This is a genomic window from Candidatus Nitrososphaera evergladensis SR1 (genome assembly GCF_000730285.1).
Lineage (GTDB): Archaea > Thermoproteota > Nitrososphaeria > Nitrososphaerales > Nitrososphaeraceae > Nitrososphaera > Nitrososphaera evergladensis.
Window position 1 is genome coordinate 1276906 of record NZ_CP007174.1, and the last position, 17451, is coordinate 1294356.

At 51.2% G+C, this 17451-nt stretch carries 22 protein-coding genes; 19 read left to right on the forward strand and 3 right to left on the reverse strand.

Features of this window, described 5'->3' with window-relative positions:
- The first annotated feature begins 224 nt into the window (after positions 1 to 224).
- A complete protein-coding gene (locus tag NTE_RS06715) occupies positions 225 to 779 on the forward strand; it encodes a hypothetical protein (RefSeq protein ID WP_148700319.1) in 555 nt (184 codons plus the stop codon).
- A gap of 41 nt (positions 780 to 820) precedes the next feature.
- Here NTE_RS06715 and NTE_RS06720 read toward each other — a convergent pair whose 3' ends face one another.
- Positions 821 to 1807 (reverse strand): cache domain-containing protein, encoded by a 987-nt coding sequence (locus NTE_RS06720; protein ID WP_148700320.1) that lies wholly within the window; start codon positions 1805 to 1807, stop codon positions 821 to 823.
- A 210-nt stretch (positions 1808 to 2017) separates the two neighbouring features.
- Here NTE_RS06720 and NTE_RS06725 point away from each other — a divergent pair, with 210 nt between their 5' ends.
- The 6 genes from NTE_RS06725 to NTE_RS06745 all read left to right on the forward strand — a co-directional run bounded on the left by NTE_RS06725 (position 2018) and on the right by NTE_RS06745 (position 5673).
- On the forward strand, positions 2018 to 2899 hold the full coding sequence (locus NTE_RS06725) for a cache domain-containing protein (RefSeq protein ID WP_158385219.1): 882 nt from the start codon (positions 2018 to 2020) through the stop codon (positions 2897 to 2899).
- Positions 2900 to 2943: 44 nt separating this feature from the next.
- Positions 2944 to 3807 carry a GNAT family N-acetyltransferase gene (locus NTE_RS06730; RefSeq protein ID WP_226987220.1) on the forward strand — a complete coding sequence of 288 codons (864 nt, stop codon included), beginning with the start codon at positions 2944 to 2946 and terminating at the stop codon, positions 3805 to 3807.
- A 46-nt stretch (positions 3808 to 3853) separates the two neighbouring features.
- Positions 3854 to 4309, forward strand: coding sequence for a phosphoribosyltransferase (locus tag NTE_RS06735; protein ID WP_158385221.1), 456 nt, complete (start codon positions 3854 to 3856; stop codon positions 4307 to 4309).
- 107 nt (positions 4310 to 4416) lie between these two features.
- Complete coding sequence (locus NTE_RS16465; protein ID WP_158385223.1) at positions 4417 to 4554, forward strand: hypothetical protein; 138 nt, start codon at positions 4417 to 4419, stop codon at positions 4552 to 4554.
- Positions 4551 to 4823: a hypothetical protein gene (locus NTE_RS06740; protein ID WP_148700323.1), complete on the forward strand. Its 273-nt coding sequence runs from the start codon at positions 4551 to 4553 to the stop codon at positions 4821 to 4823. Before NTE_RS16465 ends, NTE_RS06740 begins: the two co-directional genes overlap by 4 nt.
- Before the next feature lie 463 nt (positions 4824 to 5286).
- The gene (locus tag NTE_RS06745; RefSeq protein WP_148700324.1) at positions 5287 to 5673 is read left to right on the forward strand and encodes a hypothetical protein; all 387 of its coding nucleotides are present in this window, start codon (positions 5287 to 5289) and stop codon (positions 5671 to 5673) included.
- Between the two features lie 4 nt (positions 5674 to 5677).
- Here the strand turns inward: NTE_RS06745 and NTE_RS06750 are convergent, their stop codons facing one another.
- Positions 5678 to 6019, reverse strand: a complete 342-nt coding sequence (locus tag NTE_RS06750; RefSeq protein ID WP_148700325.1) for a muconolactone Delta-isomerase — start codon at positions 6017 to 6019, stop codon at positions 5678 to 5680.
- An 89-nt stretch (positions 6020 to 6108) separates the two neighbouring features.
- On the opposite strand from NTE_RS06750, the gene NTE_RS06755 reads away from it, so the two are divergent.
- The 4 genes from NTE_RS06755 to NTE_RS06770 are packed head-to-tail and all read left to right on the forward strand — an operon-like array spanning position 6109 to position 8892.
- Positions 6109 to 6672: a hemerythrin domain-containing protein gene (locus tag NTE_RS06755; RefSeq protein WP_148700326.1), complete on the forward strand. Its 564-nt coding sequence runs from the start codon at positions 6109 to 6111 to the stop codon at positions 6670 to 6672.
- A gap of 5 nt (positions 6673 to 6677) precedes the next feature.
- The gene (locus tag NTE_RS06760; protein ID WP_148700327.1) at positions 6678 to 7088 is read left to right on the forward strand and encodes a hypothetical protein; all 411 of its coding nucleotides are present in this window, start codon (positions 6678 to 6680) and stop codon (positions 7086 to 7088) included.
- Positions 7089 to 7130: 42 nt separating this feature from the next.
- Positions 7131 to 7598: a S1C family serine protease gene (locus tag NTE_RS06765; RefSeq protein WP_148700328.1), complete on the forward strand. Its 468-nt coding sequence runs from the start codon at positions 7131 to 7133 to the stop codon at positions 7596 to 7598.
- Positions 7599 to 7644: 46 nt separating this feature from the next.
- Positions 7645 to 8892, forward strand: coding sequence for an aminotransferase class III-fold pyridoxal phosphate-dependent enzyme (locus NTE_RS06770; protein ID WP_148700329.1), 1248 nt, complete (start codon positions 7645 to 7647; stop codon positions 8890 to 8892).
- On the opposite strand, the gene NTE_RS06775 is transcribed toward NTE_RS06770, so the two are convergent.
- Positions 8889 to 10154 carry an acyl-CoA dehydrogenase family protein gene (locus NTE_RS06775; RefSeq protein WP_148700330.1) on the reverse strand — a complete coding sequence of 422 codons (1266 nt, stop codon included), beginning with the start codon at positions 10152 to 10154 and terminating at the stop codon, positions 8889 to 8891. The two genes, NTE_RS06770 and NTE_RS06775, sit on opposite strands and share 4 nt — an antisense overlap.
- Before the next feature lie 56 nt (positions 10155 to 10210).
- Here NTE_RS06775 and NTE_RS06780 point away from each other — a divergent pair, with 56 nt between their 5' ends.
- The 8 genes from NTE_RS06780 (at position 10211) to NTE_RS06815 (ending at position 17450) form a co-directional block, all read left to right on the forward strand.
- Positions 10211 to 10660, forward strand: a complete 450-nt coding sequence (locus NTE_RS06780; RefSeq protein WP_148700331.1) for a MaoC family dehydratase — start codon at positions 10211 to 10213, stop codon at positions 10658 to 10660.
- 487 nt (positions 10661 to 11147) lie between these two features.
- The gene (locus NTE_RS16945; RefSeq protein ID WP_193354093.1) at positions 11148 to 11555 is read left to right on the forward strand and encodes a hypothetical protein; all 408 of its coding nucleotides are present in this window, start codon (positions 11148 to 11150) and stop codon (positions 11553 to 11555) included.
- 200 nt (positions 11556 to 11755) lie between these two features.
- The gene (locus NTE_RS06790; protein ID WP_148700332.1) at positions 11756 to 12238 is read left to right on the forward strand and encodes a hypothetical protein; all 483 of its coding nucleotides are present in this window, start codon (positions 11756 to 11758) and stop codon (positions 12236 to 12238) included.
- A gap of 120 nt (positions 12239 to 12358) precedes the next feature.
- Positions 12359 to 13279, forward strand: a complete 921-nt coding sequence (locus NTE_RS06795) for a phospholipase D-like domain-containing protein (RefSeq protein WP_148700333.1) — start codon at positions 12359 to 12361, stop codon at positions 13277 to 13279.
- An 81-nt stretch (positions 13280 to 13360) separates the two neighbouring features.
- Positions 13361 to 14329, forward strand: a complete 969-nt coding sequence (locus NTE_RS06800; protein WP_148700334.1) for a UbiA prenyltransferase family protein — start codon at positions 13361 to 13363, stop codon at positions 14327 to 14329.
- Positions 14330 to 14743: 414 nt separating this feature from the next.
- Positions 14744 to 15016 (forward strand): hypothetical protein, encoded by a 273-nt coding sequence (locus NTE_RS06805; RefSeq protein WP_148700335.1) that lies wholly within the window; start codon positions 14744 to 14746, stop codon positions 15014 to 15016.
- A 251-nt stretch (positions 15017 to 15267) separates the two neighbouring features.
- The gene (locus tag NTE_RS06810; protein WP_148700336.1) at positions 15268 to 16101 is read left to right on the forward strand and encodes a UbiA prenyltransferase family protein; all 834 of its coding nucleotides are present in this window, start codon (positions 15268 to 15270) and stop codon (positions 16099 to 16101) included.
- The gene (locus NTE_RS06815; protein ID WP_148700337.1) at positions 16101 to 17450 is read left to right on the forward strand and encodes an MmgE/PrpD family protein; all 1350 of its coding nucleotides are present in this window, start codon (positions 16101 to 16103) and stop codon (positions 17448 to 17450) included. Before NTE_RS06810 ends, NTE_RS06815 begins: the two co-directional genes overlap by 1 nt.
- The last annotated feature ends 1 nt before the right edge of the window (position 17451 follow it).

The window sequence follows — 17451 nt, forward strand, 5'->3', positions numbered from 1 at the left end:
AATTTAACAAGACAACCAGTGGCAAGTGCGAATGCATCTGCCACAGCAGGCCAAATACCGACTATTGTGGGTATTGCTCGCCTGCGCACAGGCGTACCACGTACGCAAAGTAAATCAGGCTCCGTGCAATCCCTCCTGGCACGCCCTCATTTCTTTTCTTGTCTAGTATATCGAGTTTGAAAGCATATATCAAGACGTCCTTTCCAGTATAATGTTATACACACATGTCTGCAAGCAACAACAACAGCAAGAAAAAGACAAAGTTCAGCATTCTGGCAATAGCCATCGTAGCGGCAGTCGCAATTGCAATTGCCCTTCAGGCGGGTTATGCTTCTGCGCAGCAGCAAGGCAGCAATAGCACCATCGTGCGAGTCCAGAAAACCGTCATGTCCGCCCCTGCGCCAGTCACCGCTCAAGGGCACCCGACCCACCAGGTCGTCTTTGCCCTCCCGCTAAGAGACGACGGCAGGATCTGGTCCGGCACGGTCACTTTCACTGCAAGCAAGCCAATAGAGATAGAGGTGATGCACAGGTACAACCCTGCCGTGGCGCCCACCGCCGAGTACGGCCAGCCGCCGGTCGCCGTCATCAACGGCACCACGATAACCTACTCGCACATGACAGGAATCGTCGACACGCCAATCCTTTCAGGAGACTCGCCAATCTCGTCAGGCACCTTTGACTTTACGGGGAGCGCCCTTGTCTTCCACAAGAGAAGCGGCGAGCCCTTTACCGTGACCTACACGATTGACGCGGTTGCAAAAACCCTGACGCAATGAGATGCGAGAGCCGGCCACGCGCCTAACCTCCTTACTCTTTTTTATGGTCTTCTTTTCGCAATCACGATGGCAAGCGCCGCGCCGGCTGCCGCTGCAATTGCGATTGCATAGTACGTCTGCATCCTCAGGTCCTGCACCGGCTTTATGACCGAGTCGTAAGGCTGGATTGAAAACACTGCCCAGGTAGCGCCCGGCACCCTGACAGGATGATACGCGACAAGCATCTCCTTGCCTCCTATTGACTCGACTGCCACGCCTGATTCGCCGGAGATGGCCTTTTTGTATACGTCCATTTCTGCAAGAGGCTTGCTGGCCTCTTCAAGCGAGGGTACTATTTTGTTCGAATAGACTACTTCATGACCATGCTGGTCAGCATAGGTAAAACGCCTGCCGTCATCGTTGTCAAACATGTCCTTTGCAAACTTGTCCAAGTTTTGAAGGTGGACAATTCCTATCCAGACGCCTTTCAGCTCGTCGCCAGAAGTAACCGGAACTGCCACTGCTGACGCGCTTGCGCCGCTTGACGCAGAAATGTACACTTCGCCAAGGTACGTCGAGCCGCTGTTCACTGCGCCCTTGAAGTAGTCGCGGAATGCAAAGTTGGTGCTTGTCAGGTTCATCTGCCTATAGTACGGCTCTTCCATGTACATCTCGCCGTTTGGAAGTATGAACGCTATGGCCTCGATGTCTTGGCTCTTTGACAAGACCGACTGTGCTACCTGCCTCTTTTCTGCATCGACGTTCTGCGGCACTCCGTGGAGCTCTTTGGTCATCTGCGCAACATACGGCGCGCCAGCTGTCACCTGCGGCAGGCTGCCTGTTGCTTCCATGAGGGACGCTATGGTGGAAAGCTTGCCCTCAGTGGCAATGGCCAGCGCGCGAACGTCGCTTGCTTCTTTTTTTCTTATCTCTTGCTCAAGCGCGTTGATGCTGGCCGTGCCAACAGCTGCAAGTATTATGATGGCTAGTGCGACCGCAACAGAATATGCTGCAAGATTTCTGGCCTTGCCTGACAACAATAACGTCATCTTGTACCATCCTGCTACGTGCAGGATATAATCTTTTTATAGAATTTTCCTCGGATGCCGGCACACGATATTTTTTTGGATGTGTGTAAAATTTGCCAATGCGCAGCTTAAGCCGCTCGATTTGATGCAGGTGCAAGTGGGAGAAAAAAATAGAACAATGTTCGTACAGTTATTATATTCAAGCGGGTGTCCTTGCTGATAGGGTATAGCTTGCAGAGAATAGTGGTAATAGCTGCAGCAGTTATTGTTGCGGCAGCCATCGTGGCTGCGGCAGGCATTATCGTTGCATACCCGCTTCAGGCGGCAAACCCTAAACCCGTGGACCGCTCGCCAGACCTGCGTCTCCTTGCCTCCAACCTTGAAGAAAGGATCGCAGGCTATGTCAAAGTGATGGAATTGACAGGAATGATGCCTGAAGTGAGAAGCACCGATTCGCTCTCGCTTGTAAGTACCGCCCAGATGGGCATCCCTCAGGACGCGGACGTGGCCAAGAGACAAGTCGCAAAGAACATCATTGCCACGTACGGCGACGACAACGTTGCAAGCATCTTTTTCCTCACGCCGGAGGGAAACATCTACATCGGCGAGCCCTTTGAGCAGCAAAAGCAGCTGCCGAGACTGAACTATTCTGATCGGGACTGGTACCAGGGGGTTTCTTCCACCAAAGAAGCATACGTCAGCTCTGTCTTCATGTCCGCAGCCATACACGAGCCTGCAGTCGCAGTGGCCGTGCCAGTCTACGGGCAGACGGCAGCAGGCGCAGAAGAAAAGGACAACAATATTATCGGCTACTGGGTGGCAATCATCAACCTTGACGGGATTGAAAAGGGCTTGAAGCAGCTTGAAGGTAGCTCGCGGATAATATTCGTGGATCACAACGGGACTGAAATTGCCGACTCGGCAAGGGACCCTTCAGCTGCAAGGACCGACCTGAGAAGCTTTTCAAACCTTGAAAGCGTCAAGGCCGCGCTTGCGGGCAAGAGTGGTTCCATCGTAGAGGTCATTGACGGCAAGAGCATGAGGGTAAGCTATGCTCCTGTAAAGGCACAACCACACACGTGGGCGGTAGTGTCGATGCAGCCAGAAGGCTGATGAGAGATTTTATTTGTCTATGCTCTTGCATTATCTGAATATAGTTGGACAGCTCTGATAGTTTTGTCGTCAGGCCGATGAAGCGGCAGGAGCTTGACCTTGCGCTTGGCTGGGCTGCAAGCGAGGGGTGGAATCCTGGCTTGCATGACGCCTGCGCATTCTATGATTTTGATTCCAAGGGGTACTTCGTCGGGCTGCTTTCTGGCGTCCCTGTAGGCTGCATCTCTGCCGTGGCCTACGACGACACTTTTGGGTTCCTTGGGCTCTATATCGTCAAACCTAAGCACCGAGGCAGGGGCTTTGGGATGAAGCTGTGGCGCCATGCTCTGCGGCGCCTTGGGGACCGCAACATCGGCCTTGACGGTGTAGTTGGGCGCCAGCGCGACTATGAACGCGAAGGCTTTGTGCTTGCGCACAGAAACATCCGCTATGAGTCAGCCGGTACGATAGCAGCACGTACGATGCCGCGCAATGTGGTTGACCTGCGAAAAAAATACAGCATAGATGACGTTGCGGAATATGAAAAGAGGCTCTTTCCTGCACAGCGCGCCAGGTTTCTGGACAGGTGGCTGAATCCTCCACAGGGAGCCGCCCTAGGCTATGTGGATGACAAAAGCGGCAGGCTTGCCGGATACGGCGTCATTCGCAGGTGCGTGCGCGGATATAAAATAGGCCCCTTGTTTGCGGACACGCACGACGCAGCAAGGGATCTGCTCATTGGATTGGCGGGACATGCCGCCGGGGAACCTGTATACATCGATGTCCCAGAAGCAAACGGGATGGCCGTTGACTTGGCAAAAGAGGCAGGGATGAACAAAGTGTTTGAAACTGCGAGGATGTACAACGTTTCCAAGCCCGACCTTGACATTTTGCGAACCTATGGCGTGACCACTCTTGAGCTGGGCTGATACTGTGAAAAAAATTTGCTTAAATGAGGGGTGGTTGATGGAGCATATGCGCACATATATGCAGCAGACTGGAAACGCAGCTGGCGATGTCGAATACTGCAGCTGGCAAGAGATTCAGGAGCTGACGCGCAAAATTGCCACATCCTTGCATGACAAAGCCGCAAAACACGACTGCATACTGGCAATAGCAAACGGCGGGATAATTCCTGCCAAACTCTTGGCGGAGGAGCTTGGCATCGACCAGATAATGTTGATTCCCATCAGGAACAAGCAGATAATTGAAGCAGAAATGCCGTCCTTGCAAAAGGGGAAAAAGTACCTCGTAGTCGATGACATCTATGACACCGGCGACATTTACCAAAAAGTTGCAAGAGTCATGCAGGGCTTTGACTGCACGTTTGCATTCTGCATGAGCCGCTATCATCAGGAATTTGGAATTTATGGGAAACTGCTAAACCACAAGCGATGGATAGTTTTTCCATGGGAAAAAGCACAGGCATAGCCGGCCGGCCATGTGGTTTTGCTAGATATTATATTTCCCCTGCCTGCAGCTGAAATCCCGTATATACGTATATTCAAAAAGGGGCTTGTGCTACACGTAGTGTATAGATGGCAAGAAAGACAGTCTATGGCAAGTGCCCCAAGTGCAAGGCCCGGGGCGACCTCGTCGTTATGTCCGGCACGCCAGGCAAAGAGAAGTTCAAGTGCAACCAGTGCTACCACGTTTTTGGGATGGACGAGCTGTGATCTATCGGTGTTCTGACGGACACATCAGCTTTGCAAAGGAGCCTCTTTTGCACTGCGGCATGAAGGGCTGCGAAAATTCAGCTGACGCGGTAAGTACTGTTGATATCGAGTGGTTTTACCGCATAAGCCCGTCTGGCCTTGCGATAAACGAACAGGACTTGCACATGATTCTAAAAGACAGGAACATGCCGCAGGATGTCAAGGACAGGGTGCGCGAAATTTTTCCTGCAGTACCGGAGAAAAAGAAACGGTTCTTTGGACTGCGGTAAAAGATTGAAGAATGAGAAGAGGAAGAAGGTAAACGGCGCTTGGCGATCCTGCATCAACGACCTGTTACAGCCCATGCCGTTAAAGTCGCGGTTTTCACCTTTTGACGCAGTTTTGTTTTTTTCGTGCGTGCGTATGCCGCCAAGCGCCAACCTCAAGTATCGGGTGTCGGCACTATCATCCAGCTACATTATGCAGTTCTACTATAAAAAATTACCGTGAACTGTATTTATCTTATGATTTTGGTAATGAATAACATTTTAGATATAGTTTCTTTGCATTTTATGAATTATGTATATTTTCATGCTCTAGGTTTGGCATCAATCTGCCAATGTCGATGATATGCATGGTAAACGCTGCTAATCGCCTTGCACGCATACTAAATATCCTGCAATGGCAACTAGAACAAAAACATCATCAAAATGTACCAGAACCTTAACAAAGCCCGTAGGGTCACCAGTGCATGTGCAGTACGACGAACTGTGCAACCGCATACTGGAGCTTGAAAGCTCTATCCGCTTTGTGGCACTTGCAGATCATCTGGGCCTGCTGATAGCGACTGTGTACCGAAAGGGCTTGGTTCCTCTTGCGACCAAGGATGAGACCGCCAAGTACGCCGGCCAGCTCGTGCTCCTCACCGGCGCCGTCTCGGGAGGCAAGTTCATGTCCAAGGTGGGCAAGATGCAGTACGTGGTGGGCAAGTTCGAGAACCTCGTGAGGGCAACCATCCCGATAGTATCAGACGACTATGACAAGTACTACCTGTTAATGTCGCTTGACGTCGACTCGGACTATGTGCACGTCATCGACAGGGTGCTTGCCTTCTTGCGAGAAAACCACTCGGCGTTCTAGCTGGCTACCCTTTCTTTTCCGGGTTTGGCATAGAACTTACTATTGTCTGAAGTTCTGAAACAATGCCTTCGACTGACTTTATCTCTGTCAGCGGCCGGACCGTCCTCTGCACCAGAGGCATAGACGGCAGCAGGAACAATACTTGCTGCAGCTCGTCGTTTGACGCCACGTCAAGGACGATTATCCCGCCGGGCGAGTCTGCAAACGCGTATGCAAACTTGATCTTGCCCTGTTCTTTCAACTCTTGGTACGTGGCAAAGGTCTGCTGGAGCATCTTCATCTGCGCGACTGCGACTTCGGGTCCGACAAACTCTAGCTTTACTGTGTCGATGACAAGAAACAGCATATTGCCCAATAATTGCTGCCGGCGCCAATAAGTCTGTCGGTATAATGTGCTAATAATGTTGATATGCTGGCTCCCATCCAAAAAGTGCCATGTCGTCGTCTACAGAATCGCTGCGCAACGACCATTTCCTCATTGAAAAGATGATGAGGGCGCTCAACGTAACCGCGGACCTGCTGCAAGCCGGCAAGTCCATTCCCGCGCCGTTCCTTGAGCAGGCGCTGGACTTTACAAAGAACTTTACCAACGTCTGCCACCACGGCAAGGAGGAAGACACGCTGTTTCCTACGCTGGAAAGGGGCGGCATGCCAAGGCAGGGCGGGCCGATAGCAAGGATGCTCCTTGAGCATGAGATGACAAAACAGCTTGCAGAAAAGATGGACGTATCTGCCAAGGCGTACGTACAGACCGGCAACGCCGGCCAGCTTGTCGCAGATATTCGCAGCTACACCGACCACGTCTCGCAGCATTTGACAAAGGAGAATTTCCGCTTGTTTGCGATGGCCGACATGATGCTTCAGGGAAAAGCCGCGCAGGTAAACCAAGAGCTTGCCAAGACGGAAGAAGCAAAACTGCAGTCGCTTGGCAAAACCCGGAGCCACTATGAGCAGCTGGTCAAAAGCTACGACGCCGAGATAAGAAAGAATCAGGCATAGCCGCAATGGCCCAAGAGCAGGATGACGAAATAGAAAAGATGCTCCGTGAGCTGCACGCGTCATACTTGAAAGCAAACGAATACGATGAGGGCGACCCGATTTTCTACCGGATAAACTACCGGCTTGCAGACGCATTTTCCCTCACTAGAGAGGAAGCAGAGAACTACCACGCAGAATACCACAAGAAAAACCCCCGGCGCGTGTCGGAGGGATTCTGCGACGCTTGTAATAGGATAGTTGGCATCATCCCGATAATCTACGGAGTGCAGGAAGGCGACATGGAGCGCATGAAGGCCGCAGAAGCGCAAGGGCGGCTGATAATTGGCGACATAACGCAAGTCCGGGAAGGCGCCAAGGTGGCAATGTTTGGCTGCAAGGTCTGCAAAACCCCGCTTGCAAAATACGGCAGCATCTGACATAGAGAAAAGTTGTTATCTGCGCCTGTGTGGAAATATTTCGTGGCACACAGCCTGGCAAGCACCGTCGCGGCGTTTGCAATACTCTTTGTCATAGTGGGGATTTCCTTTGCGTACGTGAGCGCAAACCCCGTGACCGTCCAAAACAACCCGCAGACCGAGCAAAGGCCGTGGACTGGAATAAGCGGATCAAACTTGACTCCTGCAATAGCAAAGGCAATGGGGACCAACGAGCAATCGGGCTTTCTCGTAGTAGAGGTCGCGCCCAACAGTCCTGCAGAAAAGGCGGGCATAAAGGGCGGCGATAGGGCAGTCACTGTGGACGGCAGGCAAGTGCTCGTAGGCGGAGACATTATCATAGAGGTTGACGGCCAGCCAGTGACAGGCTTTACAGATATCCAGCAGCACTTTCAGCAAAAGCACGTGGGCGACACCATGCGCTTTACAGTAGTCAGGGGCAGCGTCACAATGCAGATTCCTGTAGTCCTTGAAGAAAGCCCCGCTACCTAGGTTCCAGGTCCAACCCCTTAATAGCACCTTTGGTCAAGACATTTTCGTGAAATACGCCAAGATATCAGGCGAGCTTCCCGGGCCTATAGCATCCGACGTTATTGCAACCATGAAAAAGAACTGCTACGACTCGACGTTTACGTACCCGCTTGTCATCGCCAGCGGCAGCGGCTGCGTGGTAAAGGACGTCGACGGCAACTCGTTTCTTGACTTTACGTCAAACATAGGCGCCTGCCCGCTTGGCTACTCGCATCCCGACGTCATCGGAGTGATTGCCGAAATGAGCCGGAACGGCGCGCACAAAATAGCCGGCCAGGACTTTTACTGCAAGGAGCACGCCGACCTTGCAGAGCAGTTTGTCTCTGTGCTCCCGGACGGCTTCAAGGCGTTTTTCATCAACTCTGGCGCAGAGGCGGTCGAAAACGCGATCAAAATAGCCTACAGAAAGGGGTTCGCAGAAGGCCAGCCTGTCCTCCCGGGCGTTTCATGTACCGGCGCCTTCCACGGAAGGACGCTTGGCGCGCTGTCGTTTACGTACAGCAAGCCTGTGCAAAAGGCAGGCTTTCCCGAGCTTGCAGTGCTGAGGATAAAGTTCTGCACGTCAGATGGCGACCAAGAGATCGACGCTATTGAAAAGGCACTTGCCGGCAACAAAGTGGCTTTTGTGTTGACCGAGATAGTGCAGGGAGAGGGCGGCTACAACATCGCAAGCCAGCGGTTTGTGCAGAACCTGCGCGACGCAACAAAAAAGCACGGCGTGCCCCTGATACTTGACGAGGTTCAGTCAGGGATGGGCCGGACGGGCAAGTGGTGGGCGTTTGAGCACTATGGCGTCTTGCCGGACATCATGAGTGCGGCAAAGGCCCTGCAGGTAGGCGCCACGGCGTACAAAAGCGAGTATGACCCCGACCAGCACGGCGTCCTTTCAAGCACGTGGGGCGGCGGAAGCAGGATAGACCTTGCAGTGGGCGCAACCGTGATTGAGGTGATAAAGCGCGACAGGCTCCTTGCCAATGTGCTTGTGATGGGCGAGCGGCTGAAAAAAGGGCTTGCAGACCTTGCTGCAGGCAAAAAGGGCATAATCGACGTGCGGGGGCTTGGCCTCATGATAGGGATAGAGTTTGACACAAAGGAAAACCGGGATGCTGTCCTCATGCAGGCGTTCCGGCGCGGGCTACTCTTGCTTCCCGCCGGCCAGAAGGCCATGCGCGTGATACCCCCGCTTGTTATCACTGCTGAGGAGGTCGACGAGGGGCTTGAACTGATGGCGACAGCAGCCGCTGCAAGCCTCTAGTACGCCGCGTACTCGTCTCCAAGGACCTCTGACGCTATCTTTAGTTCGAGCACTTCGTTTGCACCCTCGTAGATCATTGTTGCGCGCGAGTCGAGGAAGTGGCGCGCCACACGCGCAGTCTTCTTGTATCCTGCAGAGCCAAACACCTGCACCGACCTGTTGGCGCACTCAAACGAGCGGTTGCTTGCATGGAATTTTGCAATGGCGGCAAGCCTGTCTGTCTCTGCCCTGAGCATCGTGTATTCCCCGTTCTGCCTGCCAAGTCTGTCGAGCCATTTTGCGCCGTTTTCTTTTTTCAAGCCTTCGACGTATTCGTGGAGCCTCTGCCTTGCAGCGGCCGCCCTGTAGACTAGCCAGTGCGAGCTTTCAATGTCGACTGCAATCCTTGCGATGTGCTCCTGTATAAGCTGCTTTTTTGCAAGCGGCCCACCGTGCTGGTGGCGCGATTTTGCATATGCAGCAGCTTCTGCAAGGCAGTCCTCCATTACGCCTGCTGCGCCGGCGGCCACGCTGAGCCTGCCGTCGATGAGCGCGCTATATGCGATGCTCAGGCCCTGGCCCTTTTTGCCAAGCAGGTTCTTTTTTGGAACCATGCACCTGTCAAAATTGATCTCGGCGTTTTTGACCGTGAGAAGGCCCATCTTGTTTTTCATCTCTTTTGTCGAGAGCCCTTTTGCGTCGCCGTCGACTATAAAGGCCGACACCCTGCCGGTGGAAGGGTCCTTGGCGTACGTCGTCATGACGCCGGCAAACGTGCCATTTCCAATCCAGTGCTTTTTGCCCTTCAGCACAAACCCCTCGGACGTTTCCTCAAACGTCGTGGTCATTGCCGCAGGGTCGCTTCCGGCCGCCGGCTCTGTGAGGGCAAACGCCATCGCCTTTTTGCCAGAAGTCGTGTCCGGGAGGTACTCTTTTTTCTGTTCCTCGCTGCCCCACCCCTGCAGCACCAGCTGCCCGATAGAGGTGTGCGCAGAAAAGAAGGTTCGAAGCGAGCTCCCCTCCTGCCCTATCCTTTCGATGGCAAGCGCGTAGGTGAGCATGTCAAGGCCAAGGCCGCCGTATTTTTTTGATATCGGGCAGCCCGTCATCCCTATCCTGCCAAACACGGGCACGACCATTTCGTTGAGCTTTTCTGCAAGGTATGCCTCGTCTTCGTACGGCCTTATCTCCCTGCACGCCGCATCGACACTGCCAAGAAATTCCTGCTGTTTTTTTGATACGTTAAAGTTCATCTCGGAAATGTCAGAATAATGATAAGACACGCCTGCTTGAAATTCGCGGCGTAGGTATAAAAGCGAGGCTGCGCGACTTTCAGCAGATGAAGTTTGGCGAGTTTGCCATCGGCCAGGAATTTTCCACGTCCGTGACGATAACAGAGGCTGATTTTCACGCCTACATTTCTTTTGCCCGCACAAGAAACATCCTGCACGAAAACCGCGAGCTTGCCGCAAAGGAAGGCATCAAAGGCACGCTCGTGCCGGGCAGGGCAATCATCGCAAGGGCTGAAGGCGAGATGACGCGCCTGCCTGCGTTTTCTGACTGCATCATGCTCCTGTACGGGATGGACGGCGACCCCGAGTGGGCAGGGCGCCAGACGCGTTTTTTAGGCGAAGTGTACGCCGGCGACACGCTTGACGTCAAGTACAGGGTGGCATCAAAAAAGGAGGAAAAGAACGGCTATGGGATATTGCGGGTTGACTATGAAATAAGCCGCTTCGGGAAAACCGTAGTCGTGTCGAAGGGCAACCTGTACCGGATAAAGATCTAGCTTTGCTAAAACACGCAAGCCGTGTGCCATGTACATGTGCGCGTTTCCAGTGGACTACAAATACAAGCGTAGTTGTAGTAGGTTTTAGTTCTTTTATGGTTGAGGCTTAATTATGCGGAAAGGTGTTGCAAATATTCTTCTTTTGATTGCACGTCCTGCCTTTTGAGAGTCCAAAAAACATCCACAAAAAACATGCTCCTTTCTTGCATGTCAATGATCTTTGAGCAGCAAAAAAGTAATCATGGGTCCATGCGGCGGAGCCATGAGGCTTGGCACTCAAATATTGCAAATTATTGGCTCAATTGTTTGATTAATTGTTCAACCCGGCTTGCATGGATTACACGGCTAACCATTTCTTCCACAAATGTCGAGTGAAAACCTTAGTCATTGCAAGATCTATTGAAAACCAATTATCCCAGACTCTGTTTAAAAATTCTCAAGTTACTCTTCTCAACGCTTTAAAACATTGGCCGCAAGATTACGCGAGATGTCGAATAGCATCATCAAAAACAAAGTGGCATTCCTATCACTGCTGATAGTGGGTGTCGCAATAGCATCATACACCCTTGGCACGCCTGCCAGCGCGTTTGCCGCCGGAGACGGTGGGAACGGTGGTAATGGCGGCAATGGTGGAAATGGCGGCGATAGCCATGGTTCCGGCAATGCCGGCGATGGAGGAAACGGTGGAAACGGCGGTAATGGCGGCGATGCCGTTGGCGCTGGAAACGGCGGGAACGGTGGCGACGGAGGAAACGGTGGAAATGGCGGCGATAGTTTCGGTTCAGGCGATGCAGGCAACGGCGGTAATGGCGGCAATGGCGGGAACGGTGGCGACGGAGGCAGCAGCGACGACGAAGACGAGGACAACTGGAATTACGACGACTGCGGCTGCTGAGAGCCTACACCATAAGAGAGAGAAGCATTTCTCTCTCTTACCTTCCATCTCTTTTTTCTTTCTTCTGGAGCATATGTGTGCATATACGCTCTCTCTCTCTCTCTCTCTCTCTCTCTCTGAATTGGGACTAGATTTCGAAACACATTCTTGCCATGGCAGTAGTAGTCGTTGCTTTTACAAAAAAGCCCACGGGCTTTTCCATGCGCAGGGAAGATTCCCTTTCTTGGTCACTAAAAGTTAAAAATTGGTCATATGCTCAACTGGCGATGCAAGATTCAGAACTTCTTATCGCAAGCACTTTCAAAGTCCTGGGGGACAAAATGGCGTGCAATCTTTTGGTGGCATCTGCAAGCGATACCGGCGTTCATCCTATAGCCGCAATGAAAAAGATGGCATTGACAAGAAAGCAGTTCTATTCAAGACTGGCCCGCCTCAAAAAACTGAAACTGATCAAAAAGATGGGGGAAAACTACGTTCCTACCTTGCAAGGGCTGCTCGTGGTTAACAACCTTCTCCCGATGATGAGGGAAATAATAGAGAGCAGGTGGAAAATAGACTCTATAGACAAGTTGATGACAGACAAAGAATTTACGAATAGCCATGTGGAAGAAATAATAGATACACTATTGCGCGGGTCTGCTCTTAGAAAAGAGGTGCTCAGCATTCTGCAAAAGGCCGAGTAGCAATTCCGTTACCTTTTAATCATTCCCTTATGGACCCTATACATGCCAATTTCCCATAGCAAATTTGCTAATCCAGATTCTTATAGGAACCCGAGGCTCAGCAAGCAAATAAGGAAAATCTTGGCAGACGACATTGCAGTCCGACTTCTTTACATGGCACACGAAGGGTTTCTCGCAAAGAACTTTGCATACAAGAGCATGGGCATAACGAGAAAGCAATATTACTCGCGCCTAAAGCCGCTGATCAAGCTGCAGTTCATTGAAAAGGTAGCCAGCAGCGACACCGGCCGCCGGAACAAAAGCATGTACGTGGCCACGACTCTTGGCAAGATGATCTTTCGAACCCAGGTAAGGATGATAGAAGAGCTGTCAGAGAACATTGAAAACGTCAACCTGATCGAAAGAATCAAGACAGACTACCAGCACATCGGAAACGACAAAATCGCCAAGATCTCTACAATCCTTCTGGACAACACGAGCGTCCTGCGAGACGTCTTTGCGAGCATGGGCAACAAACACGACCTTGACGTCCTTTCCGATTATGAAACAGCCATCTCCACTTCGTGCGACCTGATTTCCAAAGCCAAGTCCCGGGTGCTAGTCGCGTCAAGGTACGTGCATCCTGACGCGGTAAAGGAGATGGTGCGCGCCGCAAGCTACAACAACATCGAGGTTCGCTCGATAATCGAGCAATCCATACTTGCAAAGAGGATTGCAGACTTGAAGGTGGACAGCGAGGAAAAGCTGAATGCAAACGCCCAGTTGCTATTTCCTGCCATTACATCCGGCATAAAGTACCGCTACTCTGAAGTCTATTACACGTTCTTGGTCGTGGACAACCTTGTTTCAATCATCGAGGTCCTGAGCCCCTTTGACCAGCAGTTCCTGCTTGCGCTCAAGTTCAATTCCAGAGCAATCAGCGAACGGCTCGGCGCAATATTTGAGTCCATGTGGAAGCGGTCTATGATGCCCTATGAATCAGCTGCCAGCTACCTCTCTTCTTCTTCCCATGCTCCTTCTTCCATCATAAAAAGGAACTAGCTGCCCCAAAAAGGGGCGCTCTCTTTTTGTATTGCAAGAACAGCAAAAAGGACATCAATAAGGGTACAAGATAATCCAAGGATGACGCTTGCAGGAGAGTGCAACACGCATACTACTAACAAGCTAACCCTTAAGCAAGGGCTTCTCCTTCTCCATTCAAAGAAGCAGCCGCTTGGGTACGCCACCGCCGGCGCCGTGACGTACATGTTTTCTTCAATCCTGGCAGGCTCGTTTTCTCCGTTTCTGAATGCGCTGGTTTTTGGCGTGCTCTATGCCATGTATTCTGCAATTTACCTCTATAACGACATCGTTGATCTGAATATTGACAAAATCAATTCAAAGGACAGACTAGTTGCTTCCGGCAAGACAACGCCAAGACAGGCAAAAAAGATGGTGGGATTTCTTTTCGTCATAGCCGCGCTTTTGACTTTTCTTGCCAGCAGCTACTTTGGCCCCGCCAGAGGGCTACAAAACTACCTGACAATATCAGTTACAGTCTCGGCCTCCGTGTTTCTGGGCATAATCTATTCGCACCCGCGAATATACCTGAAGAAAAGATTTCCCTTCAAGTCTGTATCTATAGCGTCAGGCGCGGGCCTGGCAAGTTTGGTCGGATGGGCCATTTCAAGCACGGACTTTACTCCATCGACGCTGCTGTCCGCATTATCGACATCGGCGGTTATCTTTGTAATGTCAATACTGTTCGACTTGAGGGACCTGAAAGGGGACAGGCTTCACAACGTCGGGACCTTCCCAATCGTGCTGGGCGTGGATGCAAGCCGCAAGATGATGTACTGCAATCTGGCAGTTCCAGTGCTTGCAGCCATAATAACTGCAACGCTGCTTGGGGAGCGCGTTGGGCCAATAACTCTGGGCATCCTAGCCGCAGTAAGCGTAATTGGGATCAAAGCGCTGTCACGATTGGGGAGCAACGGCCTTGAGGACAAAAAGACCTTCTTAAATAGCGTGGTTACAATGAGGAGGTTGTACTATCTCACTCAATTGGGGATGGGCTCGCTGGCAATAGGCAACATGACGACACTTCACTAGGGACAAAAATTGCTATTGTTGCTGCTGTGGCATCGAATTATCATATACGCGTGGTGGGGCAGCAACAGAAGAGGAATGGTAATTTGTCAAATGGCGTTGAAAACAAAAAAATATTTTCTGATGCTGCTGTTTACTGGCGTTGCATCTCTAGTTATCTTTAATCGGATCAGACCGTTCTTTTGGCACGTTCTTTAGGGTTATTTACGCTGTACATCATATAAAAAGAAGCAGACACCTGAATTGTTCCTAGACGGCTCTGCATTGTTTGCATATCCGGAACCAGACCTAAGTTTTGAACGGTTTCGAGGAAGCGTCATTATTTTTCAAAAGTATCTGGCGCAGAGTAATTATGCAGATTCTGAATTCTCCTTGGCAAGTATTACTTTTATTGTTGTTTCATTTGGAGGCAACACGTTGACTACTGCGACTAGTATTACCTATTTTTCACGCGTTGCCGCTGTATTGGCAAATGAAAACAGGATGGGAATAACTAACTTGGCCATGGCCGCCCGGATGAACCACAAGAGATGTCTGTCTATCGTCCTGCTGATGGAAAGGTGTGGCTATGTGAGGCTGGTAAGCGATGGGAGGAAAAAAGAAGTGATCGTGACCGAAAGAGGACTGGACTATTTCAAGCAATTCGTGTCGCTTGTACTTCCGATAACATCTATTATAGTTACGCGCTAACCTGTGCTCCTTACATGCTTACTTTTCGTACGTACAGCTTGTAAGCCAAAGTTATAAGAAAAAATTTCATCAACACTGCAGTGCATTCTTCCTCTTATCCGGAGCTTGGCAGAAAACAGCAACGACAAGAAGAGAACAGAAACGCAAGTGCGAATAATGTCTCTTTTCTACGTTCCCAGCTAATTCTTTTTCAGTCACGGCAGAAATGGGGGTTGGTTTACTCTCTTGCGACGGTGGTGGGCTTGTTCTGCTTGCCCGGCGCATTGGGTGTTTTTGGACAGCAACAACAAACCTTGCCGATTCTTGACGTGGTGCAAAAAAGTGCGCCGCTTCCCTTCATTTCGCTTTTGATAACCATCGGCATGTATGTTCTCAATGACCTTGCTGATTCAGATCTCGACAAGGCCAATGGGAAAAAGAGGCCGATACCTTCTGGGCTGGTCTCAAAGAGGCAGGCCCTGGAATTTGTCATGATGACCAACGGGATTGCCGTCATCCTTTCTCTGGTCACGCTAAACGTCGTTACAATGGTGATGGTCGTACCAATGCTGGTCATTGGCATCCTCTACTCTTCCCGCAAGGCGGCATTTGAGAACAAGTTTGTCGTCAAGAACGTGTCAATCGCGGTTTTTTACATGCTCTGCGCGCTGCTTGGGATGACCTCGGGCTATACCCTGGGTCTTGCTGTCGACAATCCGTTTGTGGCGATTCGTGCCGCTGCGGCTCTTGGGATCATGGTCTTTATCTCCTCGATTTTGAATGACCTTGGAGACATTGAAGGAGACAGGCAAGCAGGGAGGCGGACAATACCGATTGTCATGGGCGAACAGGGCACGATAAAGATGGCAATCGCGCTGGCGGCAGGCCTGTTTGCGATATCGTGGCTCACGTACTGGCTGAGTGGAGGTTCAGGGCTGGTTACGGCCGTACTGACGACCTTGTTCTCGGCACTGATAGGAGCGAGGATCGCAAACTTACGCAAGGGCGTCAATGACGTTGATTTCCTGCGTCGCCAGCACAAGAATTTCGTTCCTCTCCACTTTTTGCTGCAACTCTTTCTGTTTGGAGGAGGTGCGCTGTTTTAATGATGATGATGGTAGATAATACGCTAGAAAAAGAAGACGACAACGTTGCTTTCAAGCTTGCAGGCATTGTTGTCGACGACATAAGATTCGGCAAATTGCCTGCGGAAGTGGTGAGCAAAGCAGAGCTGTTTCTGCTCAACGGCCTTGGGTGTTTGGTTGCAGGAAGGGCGACTGAAATAGGGAGAGGGATAAATTTCGACGAATCGCTGACTGGCAAGGAAAAGCGCTGGGTAGAAACCGTCAAGCCCACGCCTGAACAATACAAGATGTACCGCGACGCTTCAGGGACATTTTCAACAGAACTTACGACGGTGTGCCTTGCGGGAATCAACCACCCGGATTCCGTGGTAGTCCCGGTCCTGTTGAACATGGGCCAGAAAGAGAGCAGCAGGGAAGCCATCGTTGAAGCCCTGGTGGCAGGAACAGAAGTCATGGCCAAGATAGGCATACTTTTGAATCCGTCATTGTATTACAAGGGCTGGCATTCCACGGGCGTATGCGGCATTTTCGGAGCTGCGGCAGTCGCCTGCAAACTGCTGCAGAAAACAAAAGAAGAGACAGCCAATGCGTTTCAACTGGCTGCCGGCCTGGCAAGCTCTGATTTTTACAGGCTGGACAAGAAATACCCCGTAATAAAAGTAGCAAATCCCGGAATTGCCTCTGTAGCAGGAGTATCTGCAGCTACGCAAGAGCAGCAGAAGAATTGCGGTGCGGAATTGAAAAGAACAAGCGTTGATGATTTTGTGGGCACGTTCAGAGACGGCAACAACAATTCTCAGAGCATAGACTGGACAAGATACGACATCTTGGAGCTCTTTTTCAAGTCGATGCCGGTTGTTTGCGCCTTCCATGCGATTCTGGAACCGTTGCATGACCTGCTTGCTAAAAACCAGATAGATGCCGCCGACATTGCCAAGATCAAGGTTGGCTATCATAAAATACCAAGCGATTATTATTCTGGCCATACTGCACGCTCCGTATATGGGGCACAGACCAGCCTGCCTTATTCAGTCGCAATACTTGCAAAGACGCATCATGCAGGCATCGAGACGTTTACTAAAGATGTCTTGAAAGACAAGGACGTCCAGCGGATTGCCGATTCCGTCGAGATAGTTCCAAGCGAGCGGAAAGGAACAGACGACTTGATTGCAGGAGAAATTGAGCTGGTACTGGCAGGTGGCGAGAAATACAGCGGCAAAGTGGACAAGGCTCTAGGCTGCAGTCCCAAAGATGTTCCTGCCAAATTTTTCCAGCTGGCAAGATTTGGCGGATTAAATGAGGAGGCAGCAAGACGCGTTTATCGCAAAATCGCGGACAAAGAGTATGACTTGGAGGATTTGAGAATATAAA

Coding starts and splice junctions, on each gene's coding strand:
- NTE_RS06715 (WP_148700319.1), top strand. CDS start 225: ATGTCTGCAAGCAACAACAACAGCAAGAAAAAGACAAAGTTCAGCATT.
- NTE_RS06720 (WP_148700320.1), bottom strand. CDS start 1,807: ATGACGTTATTGTTGTCAGGCAAGGCCAGAAATCTTGCAGCATATTCT.
- NTE_RS06735 (WP_158385221.1), top strand. CDS start 3,854: ATGCGCACATATATGCAGCAGACTGGAAACGCAGCTGGCGATGTCGAA.
- NTE_RS16465 (WP_158385223.1), top strand. CDS start 4,417: ATGGCAAGAAAGACAGTCTATGGCAAGTGCCCCAAGTGCAAGGCCCGG.
- NTE_RS06750 (WP_148700325.1), bottom strand. CDS start 6,019: ATGCTGTTTCTTGTCATCGACACAGTAAAGCTAGAGTTTGTCGGACCC.
- NTE_RS06755 (WP_148700326.1), top strand. CDS start 6,109: ATGTCGTCGTCTACAGAATCGCTGCGCAACGACCATTTCCTCATTGAA.
- NTE_RS06760 (WP_148700327.1), top strand. CDS start 6,678: ATGGCCCAAGAGCAGGATGACGAAATAGAAAAGATGCTCCGTGAGCTG.
- NTE_RS06780 (WP_148700331.1), top strand. CDS start 10,211: ATGAAGTTTGGCGAGTTTGCCATCGGCCAGGAATTTTCCACGTCCGTG.
- NTE_RS16945 (WP_193354093.1), top strand. CDS start 11,148: ATGTCGAATAGCATCATCAAAAACAAAGTGGCATTCCTATCACTGCTG.
- NTE_RS06790 (WP_148700332.1), top strand. CDS start 11,756: ATGCGCAGGGAAGATTCCCTTTCTTGGTCACTAAAAGTTAAAAATTGG.
- NTE_RS06800 (WP_148700334.1), top strand. CDS start 13,361: ATGACGCTTGCAGGAGAGTGCAACACGCATACTACTAACAAGCTAACC.
- NTE_RS06815 (WP_148700337.1), top strand. CDS start 16,101: ATGATGATGATGGTAGATAATACGCTAGAAAAAGAAGACGACAACGTT.